Consider the following 14,904-nt stretch of genomic DNA (forward strand, 5'->3'; position numbering starts at 1 on the left):
GACTCCCACAGCCCTTCCCGTTTCAGGAAGATTTGACGGTCAATTCGGGCGACTTTGCGACAAATTCAGTACGATTCGGAGATTGTTGCCCGATAGTGAACGGTCAGTTTCTTTCGCGCGACCGCCAACCTCCCCGCCGCCTGGGGGTTGCGGATGCGGTCAGACCATCGCGAATGACACCTGTCATCGGATGATCGGGAGCGTCTCCTCCATACCGGCCATTGAGATCGTCCAGCGCCTGCCGCTGATCCACCGCCGCGGGCAGGCTCAGCGCCCAGTCCAGAAAGATGCTCCGGCATTGGGACGCGGTGATTCCCTCGATCCGATAAGCCTCATAGATCAACCCTTTCGGGTCGAACGGATCACCCGTTTTCGGCATCGTCCCATTCTCCTACCGCTGTATCGATGCGGATGGCCGCTTCAGCGTAACTGTTTTCCAATGCAGCCTCCAACGCGTCTATCGTCTCGAACCCGGCGCTGCGGCACAAAAAGGCCGCACCGCCCTGCCCGATGGTTTCAGCCGAGATTGCCGTAACTGACAGCAACCGCGCCGCGGTCTGCACGGACCAGAATAGATCGTAGGCTCGCTGCAGCACCTGCGCGTCCGCGACCTCCAGCCAGCCGGCAGCGACCCCGGACTCAAGCCCCGAGGCGACATTCCGCGCCGCGCTGCCTGCCAGCAGCGCCCCGGCCTGGGACACAAGCTCGATATCCAGCATGCGGCCCGGCCCGGTCTTGGCGTCCCAAACGCCCGAGGGGGATTTGGCCGCCGCGAGCCTTGCTCGCATCTGGTACACTTCTCGCACGACCTTGTCGCGATCGGTTGTCTTGGCCAGCAGATCCTGCCGGAATGCCTCGATATCCCGCGCCAGATCGGCCGCGCCGGCCACCGGCCGGGCGCGGGTCAGGGCAAGATGCTCCCAAACCCATGCTTCGGATTGCTGATAGGCGGTAAAACTGGCCCAACTGGTCGCGACGGGCCCCTGGTTGCCGGAGGGGCGCAGCCGCATGTCGACCTCGTAAAGCCGTCCCTGCGACATCGGCGCGGTCAGGGCGGTGATCAGCGCCTGAGTCAGCCGTGCGTAATAGGTACGCGCAGCCAGCGGGCGCGGGCCCTCCGATGTCTCGACGTCCTGTGGATCGTAGATCAGGATCAGATCCAGATCAGACTGCGCGTTGATCCGCCCGGCACCCAACGAACCCATCCCCAGAACCACCGCGCCCCGTCCCGGCGGTGTGCCGTGCTTTCTGGAAAAATGATCGACAACTACGGGAAGAATGGACGAAATCACCGCTTCGGCCAGTTCGGCATATTGTTCGCCCGCGCGGTCAGCCCCGATCAGTCCTCGCAAGTGGTGAACACCGATTCGGAAATGCCATTCCTTGTTCCAGCGCCGCGCCATGTCCAGTCGCATTTCATAGTCGGGTTCCGCCGCCAGCTTCTCGGCCAGTTGCGTCGCCAGGACCTTCGTTCCGGGCCAGTCGTCGAAAAAGGATCCGCCGATCACGGCGTCGAACACGGCCGAGTTCCGCGACAGGTAACTGGCCAGGGCGTTGCTGGTGCCGACGATATCGATCAGCAGGTCGGAGAGTTGCGGGTTGGCCTCGAAGAGCGAGAACAGCTGCACCCCTGCCGGCAGGCCGGCCAGGAAACCGTCCAATGCCAGCAGCGCCTCTTCGGGCTTGGCGGTCGCAGCCAGCCGCGCAAGAAGCTCGGGTTTCAGGCGTTCGAAGATCTGGCGGCTGCGTTGCGAACGCAAAGCCGGATAGGTTGTCCAGCGGGCCAGCACATTCTCGTCGAATTCGATCCGCGGTTCGACCCTGGGTGTCGGGGATGGCCCCGCTCCCGGCGCAAAGAAGCCTTCGGTCAACTCATGCACCTCGTTGAGCCGCCGGGTCAGTTCGGCAGTCAGCGATGCGGCATCGGTGCCCATCAGGCAGGCGACCCTTTCGATCCCGTCCTTCGTCTGCGGCACCCGGTGGGTCTGGGAGTCATGCACCATCTGGATGCGGTGTTCGACTTCGCGATGGGCTCGGTAGTGATCCGTCAGCTGCTGCGCCACGTCTTCCGGCACCCAGCCCTTGGCCGCCAGGGCAGCCAGGCCCGGCACCGTCCCACGCAGGCGCAGGTCGTGGTCGCGCCCGCCGGCGATCAGCTGCCGTGTCTGGGTGAAGAACTCGATTTCCCGAATGCCGCCGCGCCCCAGTTTCATGTCATGGCCGGGGATGACAAGCGGACCGCCCGTTCCCTTGTTTTCACGGATGCGCAGACGCATGTCATGGGCATCCTGAATCGCCGCGAAATCCAGATGACGACGCCACACAAAGGGGCGCAGCGTATCCAGGAATCGCTGTCCCGCCGTCAGATCGCCCGCGCAGGGACGCGCCTTGATATAGGCTGCCCGTTCCCATGTACGCCCCAGGCTTTCATAGTAGCGTTCCGCCGCCTCCATCGCCATGCAGACAGGAGTAACCGCCGGATCCGGACGCAGGCGGAGATCGGTTCGGAAGACGTAGCCATCGGCTGTCTTGTCGCTGAGCGTGGCGCAGAAATTTCGGGTGGCCTTCACCATTCCCTGCCGCGCCTCGTAGAAATCGTCCGGGTCATAGCGCGTTTCGTCGAAGAGCACGATGAGGTCGATATCCGAGCTGTAGTTCAACTCGTGCGCCCCCATCTTGCCCATCGCCAGAATGACCATGCCCGACGCGGTCTCCACATCGGCCTCGGTCTGACCCGGCAGCTTGCCGCGCCGGATCAGCGCCGCGATTTCGGCCTTGGCGGCCACATCGGCGGCCAACCCCGCGAAATCGGTCAAGAGCCCCGTCACCCGTTCCAGCGGCCATGCGCCCGAAAGATCGGCCAGCGCAGTCAGCAGTGCCAAGCGCCGCTTGGCCTGGCGCAACCCAGGTTTCAGAGCGTCGGGCGCCAGTTCCCGAACAAGGGCCATGACCTCATCGACCGCAGCGTCAGGATTGGAAAGCGCGTCGGGCAACCAATCCCTTTCAAGCGTCATGAGACTCATCAGATAAGGGCTGGATCCGCCGGCACCGGCTACCAGTTCGGACAGCGCGCCGGACAAACCGGGAAACAGGGCGCGCGCTTCGACACCCAGTTCGGGATCGAAGGCACGGGGCAGTCGGGATATCAAAAGACCGTTACTCATGGCTCCACTAGTGCAGGCCGCCCCGGCGCCGTCAATGCGGCAAAGCTTGATAGACGCAGCAATTTCCGGCAGATCAGAGCGCATGAGCAAGAGCCTGTCCCGAGTGCGCACCGCACTGCAATCCGCCGGTCTGACTCCCGATATCCGGGAAACCGACAATGCCCGTACCGCGGTAGATGCCGCGCGGGCAGTCGAATGCGCGCTGGACCAGATCGTCAAATCCATCGTGTTCCAGAGCGAGAGCCGCGGCAGGCTGCTGCTTTTCCTGACGGCGGGCGGCAATCTCGTCGATCTCGAACAGGCGGCATCGCTGTCCGGCGAAACGCTCGTCCGCGCCGACGCCGGGCAGGTTCGGGAGATCACCGGTTTCGCCATCGGCGGAGTTGCTCCGGTCGGTCACCTTTCGCCGCTGCGCACGTTCATGGATCCGCGCCTGATGGACTTCGATCTGGTCTGGGCCGCCGCGGGCACGCCGCAACATGTCTTTGGCATCGAACCTGGCGCTCTGCGTCTGATTGCGAACGCAACGCTTGGCGCGTTCACCCGGAATTCCGATGCCGGACAGGAACGACCCTGACCAGCCACTTCGGAAAGGCTTGTCGCGCGCCGCTTCGGAACAACTTACAGGTCCACCGCCTGATCAAGGTTTCAAGAGGTTGTCTCAGTCACCGGCCGCTGCATCACGGATTGCCGTCAGCCAACCCAAACTCGCCTCTGTGTCTCCGCCCGGCTTGTATTCCGCCCCGAGCGGCTGTTCATAGCCAAGCGCGCCAATTACCCGGAATATATGATCATAGGCCACTTCGCCGCGATCCGGCGGTCCCCGGTCGGGGACCGAAGCGAACTGGATGTGACCGATTAGCGGCAGCAGGGCACCCAGACGGCGGGTCAGGTCGCCCTCCATCACCTGCACGTGATAGCAGTCGAACATCAGCTTCAGGTTGGCCGCCCCCACTTCGGCGATGACCTTTGCGGCCTGTCCGGTCGTCGTCAGGAAATAGCCCGGCGCGTCGTAACGGTTCAGCGGTTCGATCAGGATGGTCAACCCATGCCGCGCCGCCTGTCGGCAGGCATGGCCCAGGTTGTCCACGAAACAGCGATGCGCCTCGGGCCCGTCCGCAAATCCTGCCATCACATGGATGTTGCGCGCCCCGATGGCGCGGGCATAGTCCACCGCCTCGTCAATGGCGGCGCGGGCCTCCGTTTCACGCCCCGACAGTGCCGCCAACCCGTTTTCCCCTGCGGCCAGATCACCGCGCCGCGTGTTCAGGCCCAGCATGGGCAGGCCGGTTTCATCCAGCGCGGCGGCCACCTGCGCCGTCGGGGTGTCATAGGGCCAGTGGCATTCGACCGCGTCGAAACCGGCCGCATGCGCCGCCCGGATTGCATCCGGAAGCGGGCGGTCGGTCCAGAGAAAGCCGAGGTTGGCTGAAAACTTCATGGCTGCCCTACCCTTCGCCCGGCAAAGTCAGCCCGGCATTGCGGGCATAGACCTTGGCCACCGCCGCATCGTCCTCCGACCCCAGCCCCATCCCGGCGGCGGCCAGGAATTGCTGCATTGCGGCTGCGGTGATCGGGGCCGCGAACTCTGCCTGCCGCGCGATATCGAGGACGATGCCCAGGTCCTTGGGCCAGATGTTGACCGAACTGTGCGGCGTGTAATCGCCTTCCACCACATGCGGCGCCCGATTTTGAAGCATCCAGCTGGTGCCGGCGCATTTGCTGATCACCTCGAGAAACTGGTCAGGCGCGATGCCCTGCGTCATGCCAAAGGTCAGCGCCTCGGCCATGGCCGCGATATGCACGCCCGCCAGCATCTGGTTGACCGCCTTCATGGCGCTGCCCGCCCCGGCCGCGTCACCCAGTTCAAAGACGGTCTCGGCAATGCTCGACAGAAGGGCCCGCGCGGCGGAAAAAGCTGCCTGCGTGCCCGAGGCCATGACGCTGAGCCGCCCTTCGGCTGCCTTGACGGACCCGCCGGAAATGGGGGCATCCAGGTAATGCACCCCGTGTCCGGCACAGCGGGCCTCCATCGCACGGGCAAAATCCGGAGGCACCGTGGCGCAGGACAGCACCACGGCACCGGCCCGCAGCTGCGGCACCATGCCCGCGGCCCCGAACAGCACCGTTTCCGTCTGCGCCGCGTTCAGGACGACAACGGCAACCGCATCCAGTTCTCCGGCATGATCGGACAGCGACCCGGCCTCGCCCCCCAGGGATCGGAAACGCGCGGCCTGTTCCTCATTGATGTCATGGCCCCAGACCCTGTGCCCCCCGCGCAGCGCCGAGGCGGCCATTCCATGGCCCATGGACCCAAGTCCGATCACGGCAATTTTTTGCGACAAGACCTCGTCCCCCGGCAAGCAGTTGCGGCCATCACCTATTCGGTCCGTGCCCGCAGGCTGTCGATCAGTTCGCGTTCGACATTGAGGTGTTTGTCCGCCGCGTCAAGCGTTTGGTGGTCGAGATGCTGCGGGTCAAGGTCGATCCCGTTGGCCAGCGTCTTGGTCACCGCCTCCAGCGCGGCAATGCGGGCGTATTTCTTGTGATTGGCCGGGATCAGCGTCCAGGGCGCAATTTCGGTCGAGGTTTCGGCAAACATTTCATTCACCGCGGCTTCGGTCTCGGACCAGCGGGCGCGGTTGCGGAAATCCTCGTAGGTCAGCTTCCAGCGCTTCAGCGGGTTGCGCAGCCGCTCTTCGAACCGGCGCATCTGCTCGTCCGGCGAGATGTGAAAGAACAGTTTGACGATCCGGGTACCGTCGTCGACCAGCATGCGTTCGAAATCGTTGATCTCGCGATAGGCCGCCCGCCACCGGTACTCCGGGGTCAGCTGCTCGACCCGCTCGACCATCACGCGCCCGTACCAGCTGCGGTCGAAGGCGCTGATCGCTCCCTCGGGCGGCAGGCGTTCCCAGAAACGTAAAAGGTAGTGGCGGTTGAGGTAATAGTTCCGCGGCGCACCGATCGGCCAGACCTTGAAGCTGCGCGGGTCGAGCGCCTGGTTGATCCGGCGAATCGCACCGCCTTTGCCGGCCGCATCCCAGCCTTCAAAGACCAGTACCGCCTTGTGCCCATGGAAAAGATAGGCCTGCTGGATGCGGGACAGTTTCAGTTGCAGCTTTTCAAGTCGCTCCAGATAGCTGACCTTCGACATCGACAATGACAGGTCCGCATCTGCCAATGTAAGTGTCTTTTTCTTCGACATGTTTTCCCTCGCGCCAGGCGCGTTTCCCGCCGACCAGTCTTTGCACCCTGCCCCGACAAATCAAGGGCAAGCCGGCCGCAATCGGCGGTTTTCCGGGTCAAAGGGAGAAGACGGGATAACCCTGGCATCGATGACCATGCCGAGGACATCGACCGCGAGCACGGTTCCAACCGCGGACAGGTCGGGTTCGACATAGGCCAGCGCCAGATTCAGACCGGTCCTGTGCCCCCAGTCCCCCGAGGTGACGGTGCCCGCCACCCTGCCTGCGTGCATGACACTGGCCCCCGCATGGGCCGGTGCGGTGGTGGTGTCCAGCGCCAGGCAGGCCAGCTGCCGCCGTGGCCCGGCAGCGCGGCGCCGCTCCAGCGCGGCCTTGCCGACGAAGCCCTTGCCCATGTCCACGAAGCGTTCAAGCCCGGCCTCGTACGGGTCGAATTCTGTGATCAGCTCCGACTTCCAGTGCAGATAACCCTTTTCGAGTCGCATGGACTCGATGGCGCGCGATCCGAAGAGGCGCAAACCATGCGCCTCTCCCGCGGCCCGAAGACAGAGATAGGCCGACAGCAGTTGCGCGTTCGGCACGTGGATCTCGAACGCCTCTTCGCCCGAATAGCTCACCGCCAGCACCACCGCAGGAACGATACCCACATGCGTCCGGCGCACGGACAGCCAGGGGAAGGCCATGGCCGACCAGTCGCCGCGCGCCACCTCCGACAGAACGCGGCGCGCCCTGGGGCCGGCGAGCAACAGGATGGTCATGTCATTAGTCAGGGGCCGCAGCGACACGCTGCCATCCTTCGGCAGATGCATGGACAGCCAGTCCAGTTCGTGCCATTCGGCCGCCGCCGCCGCTCCGTACCAGATCGTCTCGGCATCGAGCCGGGCCAGTGTCGCCTCGGACTTGATGCAGCCGTGATGGTTGAGCAGATAGGCCAACCCAACCCGTCCGATGCCGCGCGGCGGCTTTCCGCAAATGATGCCATCCAGCCAGGTCAGAGCGCCGGGGCCGGTGATCTCGACCCGGGTGAATCCGTTGATCTCCGTCAGACCGACACCGTTGTGTACCGCGGCAACGTCCCGCCCCACCGCATCGAATGTTTCGTTGAACCGGAAAGTGTGCGTTTCGGTAAAGTCCTGCGACGGGCGGACATAGGCCAGGCGCTCCCAGCCGTTCACTACGTCGAACACCGCGCCTTCGGCCTCCAGCACCCGATAGAGCGGCGTCGTCTTCACCGGCCGGCCTGCCGGGCGGTGCTCGTGCGGGAAATGAAAACGGAACTCGTTTTGATAGTCCTCGACCGCCTTCACCGCCGTCAGTTCCGCCGTACCATGGGCGGTGAACCGGCGCGGATCCAGCACCCAGGTGTCGTAACACGCCTCGCCATGCACGATCATCTGCGCCAGGAGCCAACCATGCCCGCCCCCTTCGCCCAGACCCGCGCGCAGCCCGATGATGCAAAACGCATTCCGCTTGCCCGGAATCGGCCCCACCAGCGGTGCCCCGTCGATCGTATAGGTGATCGGGCCGTTTATCACGGTGCGGATGCCGACCTCGCCCAGCGCCGGAATGCGCGCCACCGCACCTTCGAAAACATCCGCCACCCGGTCCAGATCGTCCGGACACAGGGCATTGACAAAATGCGGGTCGATCCCGTCCATGCCCCAGGTCCGGCAATCCTGCTCATAAAAGCCAACCAACAGCCCGGTCTTTTCCTGCCGGCAATAGAAATCGTCGATCGGGCATCGGATCAGCGGCATCCGGCGACCGGCGTCGCGAATGGCCGGGATCTCCTCGGTCAGCAGGTATTGATGCTCCATCGAGGCCACGGGATGATGCACCCCCATCATCGCCCCCACCTCGTTCACCCGGTACCCACAGGCATTGACCACGATCCCGGCATGAATATCGCCCTTCGGCGTGCTGACGATCCAGCTGTCATCCGGCAATTGCCGCAGCGCCGTCACCGGCGTTTGCCGGTGCAGCTCGGCGCCGGCTTTCCGCGCCCGGCGCGCCAGGGCCTGGCACAGTTGCGCCGGGTCGATGTCCCCGTCGAGCGGATCCCAAAGCCCGCCCAGCAGGTTGTCCCTGGTGATCAGCGGATGCCGACGCGCGCATTCGGCCGCGTCGATCACCTCGAACTCCACGCCCATCCCTCGCGCCATCGAGGCGAAATGGCGATATCCCTCCATCACCCCTTCGCTATTTGCCAGCCGGATACCACCGTCCGCATGATGATAGGTGATGGGATGATCGGGATCTCCTGCCAGTTCCCTGTACAGCCGGATCGAATGCGACTTCAGCCCCACCATTGTCTGGTTCATGCCGAAATTCGTCACCTGCGCCGACGAATGCCAGGTGGTGCCCGAGGTCAGTTCGTTACGCTCCAGCAGCATCACGTCCGACCACCCTTCCTGCGTCAGGTGATACAGCGTCGAACAGCCCGCGATCCCGCCCCCGATCACCACCACCCGTGCCGTTGTCCGCATGAAACCCTCCCCGGTTTTGCGTCAGGGAACAGGCGCTGCGGTGTTCCGTCAATCGACGAACCGCAGATTTGCAAAGAGCGCAAGTTGTTTCGGAAAAACGAAACCTCTCGGCTTCTTTCTGGTCGAAAATACTCCCGGGGGAGCGCCGTCAGGCGCGGGGGCGGAGCCCCAAAAAAGAAAGAGGCCGGGATATGCCCCCGGCCTCCTGCTTCGATCGACCCGTTCAGGCGCGGCGGCGGCGTCCGCCGGCGCGGCCGCCCCGACCGCGGCCCTCGTCACCCTCTGCCGAAGGGGGCTTGTTGAACCGGATCCAGTCCGAGCCATGGGCGTCATTGTTGGTCAACAGGTTGGCGGCGCGGATCGCCTCCATCTCCTTGCCGGCGCGCGGCAGGGTCGAGCCCAGGCCGAACATCTGCACGAAGGTTTCGTCATCCATGCCCTCCGGCAGGATGATGCCGGCGGCGGCCACGGCTTCCTTCTTCTCGGCAATCGCCTTCTGCGTGAGCGGCAAGGCCACGGGGTTCATGATCGCGCTGGTCATGCCCGCGCCCATCGCCATCGGCAGGAAGGCGTTGTTGATGCCGTGCCGGTTGGGCAGTCCGAACGAGATGTTCGATGCGCCACAGGTGGTGTTCACGCCCAGTTCCTCGCGCAGGCGGCGCACCAGGGCAAACACCTGCTGGCCCGCGGTCGCCATGGCACCGATCGGCATCACCAGCGGATCGACCACGATGTCATGGGCCGGGATGCCGAAATCGGCAGCGCGCTGCACGATCTTCTTTGCAACGGCGAAGCGCACGTCCGGATCCTCGGAGATCCCGGTGTCGTCGTTCGAGATCGCCACGACGGGCACATTGTACTTCTTCACCAGCGGCAGGATATGCTCCAGCCGCTCTTCCTCGCCGGTAACCGAGTTGAGCAGCGGGCGGCCTTCGCAGGCCTCCAGACCGGCCTCCAGCGCGCCGGGCACCGAACTGTCGATGCAGAGCGGTACATCGACCAGGCCCTGCACCAGTTCGACGATCTTGCGCATCAAGGGCGGCTCGGTCTCGTTGGGGTTGGGGTTCGAATTGTAGACCACACCCGCGTTGATATCGAGAACGGTGGCGCCGGCGGCGACCTGGGCGATGGCGTCCTTTTCCACGGTCGAGAAATCGCCCGCTTCCAGCTCGGCGGCCAGTTTCTTGCGGCCTGTCGGGTTGATCCGCTCGCCGATCACGCAGAACGGCTGGTCAAAGCCGATGATCGCGGTTTTTGTTTTGCTTTCAACGATGGTGCGGGTCATGTCTGGCCTTTCAGGTCGGGTTTACAGGGCGGGTGCTGGCACCGCCATTATTGATCGCCCAGGTGGCATTGGTCTTGATGCCGCCCAGCGGGAAGAAATGGACATTGGTGATGTTGAAATCGGGGTTGGCGGCCTTGTGCGCGGCCAGTTCGGTCACCACGTCATTGGGCTCGTAGGGCAGCAGCAGCTTGGTCACGTCCATCGCGCGCTTTTGCAGCACTTTCAGCGAGGGGCCGATGCCGCAGGCGATGGCGAACTTGATCAGGGTCTGCAACTTGGCCGGACCTGCGATGCCGATGTGGATCGGCAGGTCTATGCCGGCGGCCTTGAGCCCGTTTGCCCAAGCGATGATCGGCTTCGCCTCGAAGCAGAACTGGGTGGCCAGCGCCATCTTCGCATCGGTGGTTTCGCTGAACTTCTGCTTCCAGCGCAGCGCCTCCATCACGCTGGCATCGCCGCCCTTGGGGTCGATGTCCTTGTTGCCCTCGGGGTGGCCCGCCACGTGCAGGCGCTTGAAACCTGCCTTGTCGAAGAGGCCGGTTTCCATCAGCTGCATCGAGCAGTGGAACTCGCCATGCGGTTCGGCCACGCCACCGGCAAGCAGCAGCGCCTGATCAACCCCGGCCTCGCCCTGGTACATGGCGATCCAGTTTTCCAGCGTCTTGGCGTCCTTGATGATGCGCGCCGGGAAATGCGGCATCACCGGATAGCCCTCGGCGGCCAGCCGCTTGGCGGTCGCCACCATGTCCTCGATCGGTGTGCCCTCGATATGGGCGATATAGACGCGGGTGCCGGCGGGCAGCAGCGCGCGGAAATCCTCGACCTTTTCGGCGGTGCGCGGCATTACTTCGATCGAGTAGTCCTTGAGAAAGGCCTCGACGGTGGGGTTCACGGGGCCGTTCTCGACCGTCTCGCGTTTCTTGAAGTTCAGCAAAGCCATAGCGGCCTCCCATATGTTCTTCGGGCTCACGCCCAACCGTCGTTGGCGATCAGGGCCTTGATGCGCACCTGATCGTATTCAGTTTCCAGCCGCCGGGCCTCGGCCTCGGCAACCTCTTCCGGCTCGCCCGCCACCTCGTAGGGGGCGGCCTTTCGCCACTCGGCCAGATAGGCATCGGTGTCCTGAGCGCCCACTTTCATGGCCGCCCGGTCTATGGCCTGCTCGAACCGTTCCTCCAGCTGGCGCTTGGCGCCGCGGCGGCCCTTACCGACAATGACCTGTGCCGGGATGTCCCGCCAATAGACGATGGTGACCTCGGGCATTCCGTCGATTCCTCCTGATCCGGTGAGCCGGTTCTAGCGGGCAATATGGGGTGGGGTCGGTCCGATTTCGACACGTGCGCGATGTACAGCGACCTTTGTCGTTTTCTGACATTCCCCCGAGACCGCCTTGCAATAGCGCGGATCGCGGCTGCGCGCCTTCCCGAAATCTTCAGAAAGATGATGAACAGGAATCATGTCGCGCGAAAAACCCGGGAGCCATGCGGCTCCCGGGGGGTGATTTCGGACAGGCCGGTAAAAGGTCAGCCGACCAGGCCGCCGTCTTCGCGGGTGACGACGATGATGGCCGAACGCGGCACGCTGTCGCCGCCATCGGGCCAGTGGCTGTCGCCGTCTTCGCCGGGGTGCTGGACACCGACAAACATGGCGCGCAGGTCGGGGGACCAGCAGAGGCCGGTGATCTCGGCCTCTTTCGGGCCGACGAGGAAGCGGCGGATTTCACCGGTCACCGGATCGCCAGCAAGCATCTGGTTGTTGCCATGCCCGGCAAAGTCACCGTCGTTCGAGTATTCGCCGTCGGTCTGGATCCAGAGCAGTCCGTTGCTGTCGAAGGCCAGCCCATCGGGGGAATTGAACATGTTGCCGTCGTTGACATTCTCCGATCCGGCATAAGCGTCGGAATGCACCGTCGGGTTGCCGGCAAGGACAAACAGATCCCAGTCGAACGCGGTCGCTGCGTGATCGCCGCCCTCGGGGCGCCAGCGCACGATCTGGCCATAGTTGTTCTTCTCGCGCGGGTTAGGGCCTTCGGCCGGGGTCTCGTCACCGCCGGCATTCGGCTTCACGCCACGATTCTTGTTGTTGGTCAGCGCGCAATAAACCTCGTCCGAGTTCGGGTTTGCAGTAACCCATTCGGGGCGGTCCATGGTGGTCGCGCCCAGTTTCGACGCGGCCTGACGGGTGTGGACACAGATCGCCGCAAGGTCCATTCCAGTGGTTTCCGGCGTCAGCGCCAACCATTCACCCTTGCCCGAAGCATCGAACCTGGCCGCATAGAGCGTGCCGTTGTTCATCAACTCGTCGGTATCGACGCCAGCGGCATAGACGCCGTTCGAGACATAGCGGTAGATGAATTCGCCGCGCTCGTCGTCGCCCATGTAGATCACCACGCGACCGTCATTGTTGATGACCACTTCGGCGTTCTCATGCTTGAACCGGCCCAGGGCGGTGCGCTTCTTGGGCGTCGAATTGGGGTCGGTCGGGTCGATCTCGACCACATAGCCAGCCCGGTTCGGTTCGTTGGGGTTCTTCGAGACATCGAAGCGCTCGTCGACCTTGGCCCAGCCATAACCCCAGTCCTTGGAGGACACGCCATAGCGCTTCAGTTCCGCCGAAACCTCGTGCGCCTCGTCCGCCGCCGAGAAGTAGCCGTTGAAGTTCTCTTCGCAGGTCAGGTAGGTGCCCCAGGGCGTCTTGCCTGAACCGCAGTTGTTCCAGGTTCCCAGCGAAACGGTGCCGGTAGCGTCAGCCGTGGTCTTCAGCAGGTCGTGGCCCGCGGCCGGGCCGGTCAGCTGCATTTCGGTCTGCGGCGTGATACGGCGGTTGAACGGGCTGTCGATCACGACCTTCCATCCGGACCCGTCGTTGGCCAGTTCCAGAATCGTCACGCCATGGGCCAGCATGCCCTTTTCGATATCGTCGGCGGTCTCGGCCTTGCCCTCGGGACGGTTACCCCAGATGATCTCGCGGTTGGTGTATTCGTTGTTGACCGCCAGCAGGACATGGCCGTCATACATGAACACTTCCATGCCGTCGGTATTGTCGCCGAAGCTGCGGGCCTGGCTGGCGGCTGTGCCGCGGCTGGCCTGGTCGAAGGCAACGCTGTCCGACCACATCGGATCGGCCCAGCGGACCAGGACCTCGGCCTTGTACCCTTGCGGAACGACGATGTCGTCAGCGGTCGAAGCCGCAATGCCCTCGAATGCGAACCGGTTCGAGGCAGCGGCGGCCGTCTTCGGCAGAACGGCTCCGCCAAGGGCCGCAAAGCCACCCATTGCGAGCACGCCGCCCAGAAAGCCGCGGCGCGACAGCGCCTGCTCGACGACACGGTCGAAATCGGTTTCAGCCGGACGCGGGTTGATCAGTTCGTCAAATTCGTCGAACGAAACGGTATTATCCTTGGCCACTGGTATCTCCATTCTGAGCGAAGCTGGGTCGGCGACAAACCTTCGCCCCCCTGAGACTGCCGCAATCGCACGGGAACGTGAAATCCATGTGACGATGCCGCTGCCGGCCCCCTGAATTCGCTTGCGTGGCGACTGCGGCGGGCCTAGGTTCAAGATAACACGAAATCGGAGGGCGTGACATCATGACGCCCAAGCGTCCCACTGGTGCGGGCGCGTTCCCGAAAGCGGTCGAAAGCCCCGCGCCGAACCGGCCGGATCCCGATGCCCTGTATGCGGCGCTCGATCTCGGCACAAACAGTTGCCGCATGCTGATTGCCCAGCCCAAGGGCAGCGGGTTTCATGTGGTGGACAGCTTTTCCAAATCCGTTCAGCTCGGGGCCGGGCTGGAGCGGACTGGAAGGCTGTCCAGATCATCGATGGAGCGGACCATTCAGGCGCTGCGCATCTGTCAGCAGAAGATCAAGCGCAACAAGGTCCGGCGAATGCGCCTGGTGGCAACCGAAGCCTGCCGTCGGGCGCACAACGCCCGCGATTTCATCCGTGACGTCAAACGCGAAACCGGCCTGATGCTCGAGATCATCCAGCCCGAGGAAGAGGCCCGGCTTGCGGTCATATCCTGCGCGCCCCTGGTTTCGACCAGAACCGAACAGCTCCTGGTGGTCGATATCGGCGGTGGCTCGACCGAGCTTGTTTGGATCGACCTCAAATCGGTGCCGCGCCGCGACCGGCCGTCGGCGATCATGCGGCTGCATGCCGGGTTTCACCCGTCCGAAAGCCCCTTTCCCGCCGCCAAGGTGATCGACTGGATCAGCGTGCCCCTGGGCGTCGCCACACTGCGCGACCAGTTCCACGATGTCGAGGACGACGCCGCCCGGTTCGCCCTGATGAGCTGGTTTTTCGAGGAACAACTGGCTGATTTCGTCCCCTATCGCAACGAACCGACGCGCGAGCGTTTCCAGATTGTCGGGACCAGCGGCACGGTGACAACGGTCGCCGCCAGCCATCTGGGTCTGAAACGCTATGACCGGACCAAGGTCGACGGTCTGCGCATGACGAGCGAGCAGATCGACAAGGTCATCCGCAGCTATCTGAACCTCGGACCGCAGGGGCGCCGCCGCGACCCGCGCATCGGCGAGGACCGCCATGCGCTGATCATGTCGGGTTCGGCGATCCTTCAGGCGCTGCTCAGGTGCTGGCCGACCAACCGGCTTTCGGTTGCCGACCGGGGCCTGCGCGAAGGCTTGCTTTACGCTCAGATGAGCGCCGACGGGGTATTGGAAGACGGGCCGTTCTAGGGCCTGGGGCGCGTTCGTTCGCTCCGGTGTGGACAGATTGACGGGATGACACGAGTCG

The 14,904-nt window shown here is 64.0% G+C and carries 12 protein-coding genes; 2 read left to right on the top strand and 10 right to left on the bottom strand.

The window, feature by feature from the left end; genetic code table 11:
* Nucleotides 1-103 precede the first annotated feature (103 nt).
* Both BLT75_RS02205 and BLT75_RS02210 read right to left on the bottom strand, forming a co-directional pair.
* Nucleotides 104-379 (bottom strand): hypothetical protein, encoded by a 276-nt coding sequence (locus tag BLT75_RS02205; protein WP_093027216.1) that lies wholly within the window; start codon nucleotides 377-379, stop codon nucleotides 104-106.
* A complete protein-coding gene (locus BLT75_RS02210) occupies nucleotides 363-3,164 on the bottom strand; it encodes a [protein-PII] uridylyltransferase family protein (RefSeq protein ID WP_093027218.1) in 2,802 nt (933 codons plus the stop codon). Before BLT75_RS02210 ends, BLT75_RS02205 begins: the two co-directional genes overlap by 17 nt.
* 82 nt (nucleotides 3,165-3,246) lie before the next feature.
* On the opposite strand from BLT75_RS02210, the gene BLT75_RS02215 reads away from it, so the two are divergent.
* The gene (locus tag BLT75_RS02215; RefSeq protein WP_093027220.1) at nucleotides 3,247-3,741 is read left to right on the top strand and encodes a YbaK/EbsC family protein; all 495 of its coding nucleotides are present in this window, start codon (nucleotides 3,247-3,249) and stop codon (nucleotides 3,739-3,741) included.
* A gap of 84 nt (nucleotides 3,742-3,825) precedes the next feature.
* Here the strand turns inward: BLT75_RS02215 and BLT75_RS02220 are convergent, their stop codons facing one another.
* From BLT75_RS02220 to BLT75_RS02255, 8 genes are all read right to left on the bottom strand, one after another.
* Nucleotides 3,826-4,605 carry a hydroxypyruvate isomerase family protein gene (locus BLT75_RS02220; RefSeq protein WP_093027222.1) on the bottom strand — a complete coding sequence of 260 codons (780 nt, stop codon included), beginning with the start codon at nucleotides 4,603-4,605 and terminating at the stop codon, nucleotides 3,826-3,828.
* A gap of 7 nt (nucleotides 4,606-4,612) precedes the next feature.
* Nucleotides 4,613-5,509, bottom strand: coding sequence for an L-threonate dehydrogenase (gene ltnD, locus BLT75_RS02225; RefSeq protein ID WP_281243119.1), 897 nt, complete (start codon nucleotides 5,507-5,509; stop codon nucleotides 4,613-4,615).
* Nucleotides 5,510-5,544: 35 nt separating this feature from the next.
* The gene (locus tag BLT75_RS02230) at nucleotides 5,545-6,372 is read right to left on the bottom strand and encodes a polyphosphate kinase 2 family protein (protein ID WP_093027226.1); all 828 of its coding nucleotides are present in this window, start codon (nucleotides 6,370-6,372) and stop codon (nucleotides 5,545-5,547) included.
* Between the two features lie 60 nt (nucleotides 6,373-6,432).
* A complete protein-coding gene (locus tag BLT75_RS02235; RefSeq protein WP_093027228.1) occupies nucleotides 6,433-8,859 on the bottom strand; it encodes a GcvT family protein in 2,427 nt (808 codons plus the stop codon).
* A gap of 223 nt (nucleotides 8,860-9,082) precedes the next feature.
* Nucleotides 9,083-10,144, bottom strand: a complete 1,062-nt coding sequence (locus tag BLT75_RS02240; protein ID WP_093027230.1) for a methyltetrahydrofolate cobalamin methyltransferase — start codon at nucleotides 10,142-10,144, stop codon at nucleotides 9,083-9,085.
* A gap of 10 nt (nucleotides 10,145-10,154) precedes the next feature.
* Entirely contained in the window at nucleotides 10,155-11,084 is a 930-nt protein-coding gene (locus BLT75_RS02245; protein WP_093027232.1) for a methylenetetrahydrofolate reductase, read from the bottom strand.
* A 26-nt stretch (nucleotides 11,085-11,110) separates the two neighbouring features.
* Nucleotides 11,111-11,407, bottom strand: coding sequence for a virulence factor (locus BLT75_RS02250; RefSeq protein WP_093027234.1), 297 nt, complete (start codon nucleotides 11,405-11,407; stop codon nucleotides 11,111-11,113).
* A 260-nt stretch (nucleotides 11,408-11,667) separates the two neighbouring features.
* Nucleotides 11,668-13,563, bottom strand: coding sequence for a PhoX family protein (locus BLT75_RS02255; protein WP_176827804.1), 1,896 nt, complete (start codon nucleotides 13,561-13,563; stop codon nucleotides 11,668-11,670).
* 170 nt (nucleotides 13,564-13,733) lie between these two features.
* Between BLT75_RS02255 and BLT75_RS02260 the strand changes: the two genes are divergently transcribed.
* Complete coding sequence (locus tag BLT75_RS02260) at nucleotides 13,734-14,846, top strand: Ppx/GppA phosphatase family protein (RefSeq protein ID WP_093027236.1); 1,113 nt, start codon at nucleotides 13,734-13,736, stop codon at nucleotides 14,844-14,846.
* Nucleotides 14,847-14,904: the final 58 nt, after the last annotated feature.

Source organism: Ruegeria marina, from assembly GCF_900101475.1.
Lineage (GTDB): Bacteria > Pseudomonadota > Alphaproteobacteria > Rhodobacterales > Rhodobacteraceae > Ruegeria_B > Ruegeria_B marina.

Coding starts and splice junctions, on each gene's coding strand:
- BLT75_RS02205 (WP_093027216.1), bottom strand. CDS start 379: ATGCCGAAAACGGGTGATCCGTTCGACCCGAAAGGGTTGATCTATGAG.
- BLT75_RS02210 (WP_093027218.1), bottom strand. CDS start 3,164: ATGAGTAACGGTCTTTTGATATCCCGACTGCCCCGTGCCTTCGATCCC.
- BLT75_RS02215 (WP_093027220.1), top strand. CDS start 3,247: ATGAGCAAGAGCCTGTCCCGAGTGCGCACCGCACTGCAATCCGCCGGT.
- BLT75_RS02220 (WP_093027222.1), bottom strand. CDS start 4,605: ATGAAGTTTTCAGCCAACCTCGGCTTTCTCTGGACCGACCGCCCGCTT.
- BLT75_RS02230 (WP_093027226.1), bottom strand. CDS start 6,372: ATGTCGAAGAAAAAGACACTTACATTGGCAGATGCGGACCTGTCATTG.
- BLT75_RS02235 (WP_093027228.1), bottom strand. CDS start 8,859: ATGCGGACAACGGCACGGGTGGTGGTGATCGGGGGCGGGATCGCGGGC.
- BLT75_RS02240 (WP_093027230.1), bottom strand. CDS start 10,144: ATGACCCGCACCATCGTTGAAAGCAAAACAAAAACCGCGATCATCGGC.
- BLT75_RS02245 (WP_093027232.1), bottom strand. CDS start 11,084: ATGGCTTTGCTGAACTTCAAGAAACGCGAGACGGTCGAGAACGGCCCC.
- BLT75_RS02250 (WP_093027234.1), bottom strand. CDS start 11,407: ATGCCCGAGGTCACCATCGTCTATTGGCGGGACATCCCGGCACAGGTC.
- BLT75_RS02255 (WP_176827804.1), bottom strand. CDS start 13,563: ATGGAGATACCAGTGGCCAAGGATAATACCGTTTCGTTCGACGAATTT.
- BLT75_RS02260 (WP_093027236.1), top strand. CDS start 13,734: ATGACGCCCAAGCGTCCCACTGGTGCGGGCGCGTTCCCGAAAGCGGTC.